The organism is Acidovorax sp. (genome assembly GCF_046341535.1).
GTDB lineage: Bacteria > Pseudomonadota > Gammaproteobacteria > Burkholderiales > Burkholderiaceae_C > Acidovorax.
Map to the genome: position 1 here is coordinate 25,390 of NZ_JBKDRI010000050.1, position 10,358 is coordinate 35,747.

Genomic DNA, 10,358 nt, shown 5'->3' on the forward strand with positions numbered 1-10,358 from the left:
TGCAAAGGTGCTGCCCTGCTGTCTTCCGGCATAACCCGTGGCGTGGACGGGGCCATCCGGGCTGCAACGCCCTGACTCATCGCGCGGGTCAGCCGTCCCCGGCCCGCCCTAGTCAGAGCCGTGCACGCGATGAACTTTCAGCGGCCGCGCTCGGCCCGCGCCCGCTGGCACCGCCACTCAGGAGTGAACCACTTTACAGGGATTCAGTATATTGAGTGGGTCGAGCGCCCGCTTCAGACGACGCATGATGTTTACCGTCGCCTCCCCGTGCTCTTCAATCAAATACTCTATTTTGTGCAGTCCTACGCCGTGCTCACCGGTGCATGTGCCGCCATAGCGCATGGCACGACGGGTCAGGCGTTCACTCAAGGCTTCGGCTCTTTCCCTTTCCTCGGAGTCGGCAGGATCGATCAGTATCAGGCAGTGAAAATTACCATCGCCCACGTGCCCGAATATTGGAGAGGTCATGCCGAACTGTTGAAGTTCAGCTCTTGTTTCCTCGATGCATGCGGCAAGCACTGAAACGGGAACGCACGCGTCGGTAGTCACCGAACGGCACCCTGGCCTCAGTTGCAATGCCGCGAAATAGGCATGGTGCCTTGGGTTCCATAGGGCCGAGCGGTCCTCTTCGCTGATAGCTATGGCAAATTCGCCACCACCGAACTCATGCACGATTTGCTGCATGTGATCGGCGTGGGCTTTAGCCTCACCAGCGGCGCCGCCGAACTCCAGGAAAAGCGTCGGTGCCTCGGTCAGTGTGGTTTTGCTGTACCGGTTGATCGCGTGGATCGTCAGCGCATCCAGCAGTTCGGCGCGTGATAGTGGTAGACCGAACTGAACGGCTTGGATGACTGCGTCAACAGCGCTTTTGATGTCCGGGAAATTGGCAACAGCAGCCAGCACTTCCTCGGGTCTCGGATGAAGCCGTACGGTCGCCTCTGTCACGATGCCCAGCGTACCTTCGGATCCACAATAAAGCTGCGTCAGGTTGTATCCTGCGGAGGATTTTCGCGCACGTGACGCGGTCCGGATCACATCTCCTTCGGCGGTAACAACCGTAAGGCTGATTAGGTTGTCGCGCATAGTTCCGTAGCGCACAGTGTTGGTGCCTGAGGCCGCAGTCGCGATCATCCCGCCAATGCTGGCGTCAGCCCCTGGATCGACGGAAAAGAAAAATCCGGAATGCGCGAGTTCCGCATTAAGTGCCGTCCTCGTGACGCCGGCCTCTACGGTAGCCGTCATGTCTTCGGGGCGAACTGCGAGGACACGCGCCATGCGTGATAAATCGATGGACACGCCTCCTTGAACTGCCAAGACGTGCCCCTCAACCGACGAGCCTACACCGAAGGGTATGACTGGCACCTTGTACGTAGCGCAAAGCTTGACCGTGAAGGCCACGTCTTCGGTGGACATAACGAACACCACAGCGTCTGGTGGAGCTGGTGCGTAGTGCGATTCATCCGTCCCATGCTGCGCCAAGATGTTAGGGTTGATGGTGTAGCGGTCGCGGAAATGCTCTTTCAGGCCTGCGTGCACTTCCGAAGGCACGTCGCGCCTAAGCATTGAAAGCTGATTGGTATTCATAAATTCGGTCTGGTATGGCTGGTAGCAATACGCACTCTAAGCGCGCCCAGCGTCGTGAGCGATGCCGAATTGCGTGAGCTCCATCTGGCAAAGTGATCGTCGTGACGATCAACGGGAGGCATCCTATGGAAATGAGACAGCTCAAGTACTTTCTCGCAGTGGCCAACAGCGGAAGCCTGTCTCGCGCAGCGCTGGAAGTGTTCGTCGCACAATCGGCACTAAGCAAGCAAATTGCCGAGCTAGAGGACGAATTGGGAGTGAAGCTGTTGAGCCGCAGCCGCACTGGCGTTTCCGTGACGGAAGCTGGGCAAATTTTCTATTCGTATGCCCAAGCTATCTTGAAACAATTAAGCGACGTCAAGTCTGCGGTGTTATCTTCTCCGCTTTCGATTGTTGGATCAGTGGTTCTGGGACTGCCTCAAAGCGTGTCGGCAGCGCTTGCGCTGCCGCTTTTTCGAGCCGCTCGAGAAAAGCTGCCTGGGGTGTCGCTGCATCTGAATGAGGAACTTACCGGCAACATGGTGGACCAGCTTCGACAGGGGCGCGTAGACTTGGCCATTTTCTCGCCCATCACGACCTATGCGGACGTCGTTTTCACGGCATTTGTCCAAGAAGAGTTTTACCTTCTTCGCGGCGATGAAACTTCCGGCGACTATCCTCAGTCAGGGGACATGGATCTGGCAAGAGTCGCGAGGCACGCCTTGATCATGCCCGCTTCACAACATAGTCACTGCACACGTGAACCGATTGCTGCAGCATTGGGAGAGGCCGGATTGCCCTTCAAGATTGCCGCGGAGATCAACTCGGTCCACATACTAAAGAGCGCGGTGGAAGCAGGTACTGCCGCAACGGTGATGCCGTACGCGCTTGCAGCCCACGAGATCGCAGCCGGGCGTATGCACGCACATCGCATTCGGCCCGAGTTCGTGTCTAGGACACTGGGCGTTTGCTACTCAAGCCATGTTCCGCTGACCAACGCGAAGAAGGCCGTATGCGAACTGGTGTTCACAGTCGCACGCCAACTCTGCGAAACAGGAAGCTGGGTTGGTGCAAGCTACATTGGACCTTCCACGGATGCTGTTCAATAGACGAGCGCCCCCGAAGAACAGAAGGCTTGTGAGAAGCGGAACCACGAGAAGAAACTGGTAGTACCCTGTGCCCGCTTTCCTTGGTAACAGCAAGGCACTCACCAGTGATCAGCCTTGATTTCCTCCGCCGTTTGCACACGAAAAACGCCGCGCATTCAACAGTAGGTTGGCACTAGGACTTTGGCGAGAAGAGGCGTCGTCCGAGCTGCCTATGCGCCGCGATTCCATCGACTTTTCAGGCTCCGAGCATATGCCCGATCGGAGTCGGCATCTCGCGCGCTCGACACCGGCTCGAAGTACGCCAGCGTAGCCACCAGATGCTGGAGGCAACATGCTCAGCGTCCAGCAGCTGATGCTCAATCAGGGACGCAGACGCGTCTCGGTACCGTCCAGCCCCACTGAAATAAACACCGGCTGGCGCGTATCCGCGATGCCGCAACTGATAGCTGGACCGCCTCCCTATGGTTTTCCCTAGACATGGTTTTGAGAACCCGCGGCCGGAATTCCAGATAGATCGACACAGCGTATTCACTCAGAATCTCAGCAGATTGAAAGCTTGCGAGATATCCAAATTTCCATCCAAGCGCTCTCTACCCAAACCAAAACAGGAGACTCACATGACACTTACCCGGCGCTCCCTTTTTGCCGTTGCCGCTGGCACCGCTGCAGCTGGAATACCTCTTGGTCAGGCCTTCGCCCAGCAGCCCAGGGAAATAAAGCTTGGATATGCCCTTGCACAGAATTCCCATTTTGGCGCAGCCGCACAGGCGTGGTCCGACGCTGTGGAGAAGTCGCCCGTCAACAATTTCAAGTTCAGACACTTTCCATCCAGCGCGCTTGGTGGCGAGCGCGAAATGATTGAAGGCCTGACGCTGGGTACGGTGGAAGCGGTGGTCGTGTCAAACGGAGTGCTGTCCAATTTTGTGCCCGATGCGGGCGTAATGGATGTGCCGTTTCTCTTCCGAGATACCAAGCATGCCCGCGCCGTCTTGGACGGGAAATTCGGAGAGGACCTGCTGGCGAAGTTCCGCGCCCGCGGCCTAATCGCATTGGGATGGGGCGAACAGGGCTTTCGCCACTTGACTAACAACAAGCGCCCGGTCGCCAAACCCGAGGACGCCAAAGGCTTGAAGATTCGCGTTACCGAAAATCAGGTGCACATCGCGGCCTTTCGACAATTGGGAATTGCGCCTACCCCCATGGCCTGGCCAGAAGTTCTGGGCGCCCTGCAGCAAGGCACCATTGACGGACAAGAGAACCCAGTTTCAGTGATTGTGTCGGCAAAGCTCTGGCAGGTGCAAAAACACATGACGCTGACCGGGCATGTCTACGCACCCATGGCGCTCATTGTTTCTCCAACTCTTTGGGCCAGCCTGAACGAAGCGCAGAAAAAGGCATTCACCGAGGGCGCACGCGTTGGCGGCCGGGCATCGCGTCAGTTTGTCGACGACGTCGAGAAAAAGGGTGTAGAGGAAATAAAAAGTCACGGCGTGCAAGTCGTTGGCGACGTTGACAAAGCCGCTTTCCGCAGCGCGCTGGTACCGGCCTACAAGCAATTCGCAGAAAAGTTCGGTCAGAAGACCATGGACGATATAGCGGCGGTCCAATGAGTGGTAGCCAGGTTAGACAGCACGCACCGAGTCTCCCCGTCAAACTTTGCCGCGCCTTCGAGCGACCACTGGTGGCGGGCAGCCGTTGGCTGCTGATCGCAATGCTGCTGACCATGGCATGCATCGTATTTGCTAACGTGGTACTCCGGTACACCACGGGTGGATCCCTGGTCTGGGGTGATGAGGTCTCTCGCCACCTAATGATCTGGGTCACCTTTCTCGGTTCGGGATTGGTGCTTCGCTTCGGCGGCCATGTTGCAGTGGACAGCCTGCACGCAGCAGTGCGTCCGCCGCTGGGCCGTGCGATCCGGGCCGTGATCGTTGCCGGAATCGCGATTTTTTGCATCGCTATGGCGTACTTCTCTTCGCTTTACGTCTGGGCCACACGTTTTCAAACCACTGCTGCCACCGATATCTCGATCGCCTGGATCTACTTGGCCATGCCCATCGGTTTTCTACTGCTCCTCCTACATCTGCTGTTCATCGCGCCTTCCTTCATCGCCACTGGCAGTTATGCGCCGTCGGATGAACTGGACCCCGATAGCGCTGCCTCCCTCTAAATCATGAGTCTGACGCTGTTTATCTCGGCCATTGTGCTAATGGGCTTGGGGTTTCCCATTGCCTTCGCTCTGGCGATCGCCGCTTCGTTAGCGGTCTTTGTCGGCGGTCGCTATCCGCAGCTCATAGTCTTTAAGGAAATGTTCTCTGGCATCGACAGCTTTCCGCTGATGGCCGTGCCATTTTTCATCCTCGCAGCTGAGCTGATGTCTGGCGGCGCGCTTACGACAGTGCTTCTGCGTTTCGCTGCGCAGTTTGTCGGTCATCTGCGTGGAGGTCTTGGTTATGCCAATGTACTTTCGCTGACGCTGTTCTCAGGTATATCTGGTTCGGCTTTGGCCGACGCCGCAGGCCCGGGCTCCATGGGCGTCAAGATGATGGAGAAGGCTGGCTACTCGAGGGCCTATGCAGCATCGCTGACAGCCAGCACAGCTGTTGTGGGACCCATCATTCCGCCTTCGATCGCGATGATCATCTACGCGATGCAGGACGGGCAGGTATCCGTCGGCGGGCTTTTTATGGCCGGCTTCTTGCCCGGCGCGCTCATCGCGCTGGCCATGGCCTTCGTCAACTGGCGCGTGTGCAAACAGCGCGGCTACCGCTCTCATGAGGAGCGCCCAGGGGCTCGCGATATGTGGTTGAACAGCTTCAAGGCGATCCCGGCACTGCTGCTGATCTTCGTAATTTTGGTCGGCATCCGCTTCGGCATCTTCACGCCGACCGAGGCTTCGGTGGTGGCTGTGTTCTATGCACTGGTCTGCGGGAAGTGGATTTATCGCACTCTGGAATGGAAAGCCATCCCTGCAATAGCATCGCGCTCGGCGTTGCTGACAGCTTCGGTATTGCTGGTGATGGCCACCTCTTCGGTTTTTGCATGGGTGTTGACGGTAGAGGGCGTTCCTCAAACGCTGTCGCAACTTGTCATAAGCTGGAATTTGTCGGCCATCACTTTTCTGCTGGCCGTCAATGTATTGCTGCTGCTTTTCGGGATTTTCATGGAGCCACTGCCAGGCATCATGATCCTTGTGCCCATCCTGGCACCCATCTCGGCGGCTCTCGGTATCGATCCCACGCACTTTGCAATGGTTGTGATCGTGAACCTCACGCTGGGAATGATCACCCCGCCTGTCGGCGGACTGTTATTCGTAGTTTCGGTTGCCACGCGCGTGCCGATGATGCAACTTACTCGTGAGTTGCCCCCCTTCCTGGTCGCTCACTTGGTCGTTCTGGCGTTGATCACCTTCGTGCCCGCGATCTCGACTTGGCTGCCGCATGCACTGGGCTTTTAGACGCGAACGGCCATTGCGGCTCCTGACTCGAGGAACGGGAAAGCGAAGGATTGCCCTGATGTCTTCTGCAGCCGTGTGCAAGCAATTTGCTGTCCCTGCCGTGGTGCGCGCCACGGTCGTCCCACCGTTACGCTTCATGGCTCCTGCGCTACTTGGTCTTGCCCATACGTCAATCCGAGAGGAGCAAATTATGCGAAGCTGGATTTACTCACTGCGGCAGCAGGCACTGATGCTTGTATTGTCCGTGTCTAGCGTTGTGGCTTTTGCGCAGTCAACCACCGCGCCCGCTACACACACGCTGCAGATGAGCATTACGTTGAGTGCGGAGTCGCCGGTTGTGGCTTTTGCGCAGTCAACCACCGCGCCCGCTACACGCACGCTGCGGATGAGCATTACGTTGAGTGCGGAGTCGCCGCAGGGCAAGGCGGCATATGACTTCGCCAAACGGGTCAGCCAGTACACGGATGGCCGAATTCGCGTAGACGTCTACCCAGAGGGAAAACTGGGCGATGACGCATCCATGCTCAAAGAAGTACGCGCTGGGACAGTGGATTTCATGTGCCCCGAAGGATCGATCATTGGATCAGTAGCCAAAGAGTTTTCGGCGATCAGCTACCCATTCACCTTTCTCAGTGAGGCGGAGGCAGACGCGGTCCTGGATGGCCAATGGGGGACGGGGCTGTTCTCGAAGCTTCCATCGCAGGGGTTGGTCGGCTTGGCCTTCTGGGAGAACGGTTTTCGACACCTTACGAACAGTCGTCGACCAATCTCTTCGTCGGCGGATTTCGCCGGTTTGAAACTGCGTGTCATGCAAAACCCGATGCTGGTTCAAAGCTTCAATCGCTTGGGCTTTCAAGCCGAACCAATGCCCTTTTCGCGGGTTTATGACGCGCTGAAGAATCAAACCGTCGACGGCCAGGAGAATCCCCTGCCTACGATATTAACCAGTCGTTTTCACGAAGTGCAAAAGCACCTGACGCTCTCGCGGCATGCCTACTCAGCGTTGGTACTGGTGGCATCGAGCAAAAGCTGGGACAGTCTTTCCCCGAGAGATCGCGAAGCCATACAGCGCAGTGCATCGGAATCAAAGGCGTACCAGCGATCTCTCAATCGTGAGCTAAACGCCAAAGCACTTGCAGAACTTAAGGCAAAAGGAATGCTGGTGTCGGAGCTCCCTCGTGAAGATGCGGATCGGATCCGATATCGGTTGCGTGACGTTTTCGACAAATACAACGCCGAGATTGGCGTGAAAACGATGGTCGATCTCTATGTGGAACTTGGCCGACTACGCACTACCAGTCGATAACACGGCACGAGTACTGCGGCATTTATTTTGATGCGTCGCAGCTATGCAGGTTTACTGCGTCCCTAGCGACTGACCGTCCGGATTCCGAGAACGCCCCAGCGCCGAATCGTTTGCATCAAGAAAACTCAATGCTTACCGAAAACCCTACATCGCGAAGTTTCAGCCTGTCACTATCGGTACGGCTCACACTAGGTTTCGCCATCGTACTCGCGCTGCTGTTGGCAACCGGTGGCCTGGCCAGCTGGCAAATCCACAGTTCTCTTGACCGCGAGCAGCTTCAAGCCGCTGCAGAGTTGTCGCGTAACAGAAGCCTTAACGATATTCGTGCTGCACTGGACGTGCGAGACACTGCAGCAAAAGCCGTTTCACTGATCCTCTCGGACCTTGATGCCATCGCGTCTGAAGAAGCACGACTTGCAAAGGTTCGCAGTTCGCTCGACGAGTCCATGCAGTTGCTGCGCAAGCATTCCAGCAGGGAGATGAACAATGCACTCAAACGCTTCGACGACCACGAGGCCAAGCAGCGCCGAGTTATTGCGCAGATCGTTGCGTCCGCAAGGGCGGGTGAAACTGCGGCCGCATCCCTTCAGCTGCGGAGGGAGTCCTTGCCGCTGGTGCAGATGCAGAGAGCCGCTTTAGACGAGGTCGTTGTGGCAGCTCAGTCGGATGCTGCTCAGATATCCGAACGGACCGCGAAACTGGGCCGTCAGACGATCCTGGCGATCGTCGTCATGTGCGCCCTGGCCGCAGCAATGGGGGTGACCGCCGCAATTTGGTCGGCGCAGTCTGCGCTCAGGCTAATAGGTGGAGAGCCGGTTGAAGTAGCTGCGGCGGCACATGCTATTGCCCAAGGTGATCTGACCGCCTCGCATGAAATAGGTAACTGCGCCGAGGGGAGCATCGCCGAGGCCATGCATCTGATGCAGGAGGCCCTACAGCAGTTGGTAGCGGCAATCCGGAGTTCCAGCGAGCAGTTGGCATATGGCATCGGTGAAATTTCCGGGGGTAGCAATGAGCTATCGATGCGCACTGAGAGACAAGCTGCGCAGCTTCAGGAAGCCAGCACTTCCACTCGCGATCTGGCGGAGTCTGTACGGGCCAATGTGGCGTTGGCTGGGAGAGCCGTGGAATCTGCTGGGCAAGCACAGTTGGTCGCCGAGCAGGGTGAACAGATGGTGGCGGAAATGATGCGTGTCATGGATCACATAGCCGGAACCAGTCGACGCATCGGTGAAATTACAGGCGTTATTGACGGGATCGCATTTCAGACAAACATCCTGGCGCTCAACGCTTCGGTAGTGGCCGCTCAAGCGGGAGCCTATGGCAGAGGCTTTGGTGTTGTTGCAGATGAGATTCGAACACTTGCTCGGCGCAGTGCCACAGCGGCGCGCGAGATCAGGCAGTTGACTACCGACAGTGGAGATGCCGTGCTGGCTGGGAGTTCGGCCGCAAAGCGTACTCGCGAAGGAATGTTGGCCATCGTCGGCGAGGTCCGAGGCGTTAGGCAACAAGTCGAGGGGATCAGCCAAGCGGGTTTGCGTCAGGAGAAAGATTTATCCGGCATCGTCGCTACCGTTTTCGCTTTGGATGACCTCACTCATCAGAATGCAGCCTTGGCTGAGGAAGCCGCTGCGGCTGCTGAGGCCTTACGCGAACAGTCTGAACGGCTTATCAGCGCCGCTCGCACGTTCAAGCTTCCCGAGGATGGATCGCATTTGCAAGCAGTTTGAGTGGAAGCATTGGACGGTCCGGATCCGTTAAGGCAATGCTGAACAAGTCCACCTCTGGCGAGCGTGGCGCGTTATAGATGGATGAAGCAACAGACGCTCGCCATGGCCGCAGACCACAACGCTGGATTCGAGCAGTACCGCAGGCCGACCAGGCGAGATGTCTTCTTGGCGACGATGGAGGAGATCGTGCCGTGGCAGGAGTTGTGTTCGGTGATCGAGCCGTACTACCCGAAGGCGGGCAACGGCCGGCCGCCGATTGGGCTGGAGCGCATGGTGCGCATGTACTTTGTGCAGCACTGGTTCAACCTGGCTGACGAGGCTTGCGAGGAAGCGTTGCTGGACAGCACGGCGCTGCGGCGCTTCGTGGGCATCGATCTGGGGCGAGAGCGGGTGCCCGACGGTACGACGCTGTTGAAGTTTCGTCGCAAGCTGGAAGACAAGGATCTGGGCAAGGCGCTGTTTGCCAAGGTCGGTGAGGTGTTGCAGGCCAAGGGCATGAAGGTGGGCACGGGCACCATCGTGGACGCCACCATCATTGCTGCACCCAGTTCGACCAAGAACGCCGAGAAGGCGCGCGACCCCGAGATGCACCAGACCCGCAAGGGCCAGCAGTGGTACTTTGGAATGAAGCTGCACATTGGAGTGGACAGCCAGACGGGTCTGACGCACAGCGCCGTGGTCACGCCGGCCAACGTGCACGACAAGCACCCGCTGCCTGAACTGCTGCACGGCAACGAGCAGCGCATGTACGGCGACAGTGCCTACGCCAGCCAGAAGGTCTTGATGCACTCGAAGGCCCCACATGCCAAAGACTTCACCAACCAGCGCACGCGCAAGGCAGGCGTGGTGGACGAGGTCGAGCGTGGCAAGAACCGCAACAAGTCCAGGATCAGGGCGCGCGTGGAGCACGTCTTCGCCGTCGTCAAGCGGCTGTGGGGGTTCAGCAAGGTCCGCTATCGTGGGCTGGCCAAGAACGCAACGCGGGCGTTTGTGGCACTGGGGCTGGCCAACATCTACTTGGCTCGTACGCGCTTGGCGGCATAAGTCCGCCCGCAGCGGGCGCCGGGAGCGCCCGACACCCCGGATGCCGGGGCATTTCGGCGAATTACGCATCATGGGAGAGTCGTAATTCCGCATGACGCAACGATGTCGGCGGAATGCGCAAAAACGCAAGCTTGATCAGCGTTGCCTTA

8 protein-coding genes are annotated in these 10,358 nt (G+C 57.9%); 7 read left to right on the top strand and 1 reads right to left on the bottom strand.

Features of this window, described 5'->3' with window-relative positions; genetic code table 11:
- Positions 1-177: 177 nt before the first annotated feature.
- Complete coding sequence (locus tag ACK543_RS03420; protein ID WP_409941455.1) at positions 178-1,584, bottom strand: FAD-binding oxidoreductase; 1,407 nt, start codon at positions 1,582-1,584, stop codon at positions 178-180.
- A 125-nt stretch (positions 1,585-1,709) separates the two neighbouring features.
- Here ACK543_RS03420 and ACK543_RS03425 point away from each other — a divergent pair, with 125 nt between their 5' ends.
- From ACK543_RS03425 to ACK543_RS03455, 7 genes are all read left to right on the top strand, one after another.
- Positions 1,710-2,672 (top strand): LysR substrate-binding domain-containing protein, encoded by a 963-nt coding sequence (locus ACK543_RS03425; protein ID WP_409941456.1) that lies wholly within the window; start codon positions 1,710-1,712, stop codon positions 2,670-2,672.
- A gap of 617 nt (positions 2,673-3,289) precedes the next feature.
- On the top strand, positions 3,290-4,282 hold the full coding sequence (locus ACK543_RS03430) for a TRAP transporter substrate-binding protein (protein ID WP_409941457.1): 993 nt from the start codon (positions 3,290-3,292) through the stop codon (positions 4,280-4,282).
- A 101-nt stretch (positions 4,283-4,383) separates the two neighbouring features.
- On the top strand, positions 4,384-4,842 hold the full coding sequence (locus ACK543_RS03435; protein ID WP_409941458.1) for a TRAP transporter small permease: 459 nt from the start codon (positions 4,384-4,386) through the stop codon (positions 4,840-4,842).
- Between the two features lie 3 nt (positions 4,843-4,845).
- Entirely contained in the window at positions 4,846-6,129 is a 1,284-nt protein-coding gene (locus ACK543_RS03440; protein WP_409941459.1) for a TRAP transporter large permease, read from the top strand.
- A 58-nt stretch (positions 6,130-6,187) separates the two neighbouring features.
- On the top strand, positions 6,188-7,435 hold the full coding sequence (locus ACK543_RS03445; RefSeq protein WP_409941460.1) for a DctP family TRAP transporter solute-binding subunit: 1,248 nt from the start codon (positions 6,188-6,190) through the stop codon (positions 7,433-7,435).
- Between the two features lie 128 nt (positions 7,436-7,563).
- On the top strand, positions 7,564-9,165 hold the full coding sequence (locus ACK543_RS03450; protein ID WP_409941461.1) for a methyl-accepting chemotaxis protein: 1,602 nt from the start codon (positions 7,564-7,566) through the stop codon (positions 9,163-9,165).
- Positions 9,166-9,246: 81 nt separating this feature from the next.
- Positions 9,247-10,209 carry an IS5 family transposase gene (locus ACK543_RS03455; RefSeq protein ID WP_409941462.1) on the top strand — a complete coding sequence of 321 codons (963 nt, stop codon included), beginning with the start codon at positions 9,247-9,249 and terminating at the stop codon, positions 10,207-10,209.
- The last annotated feature ends 149 nt before the right edge of the window (positions 10,210-10,358 follow it).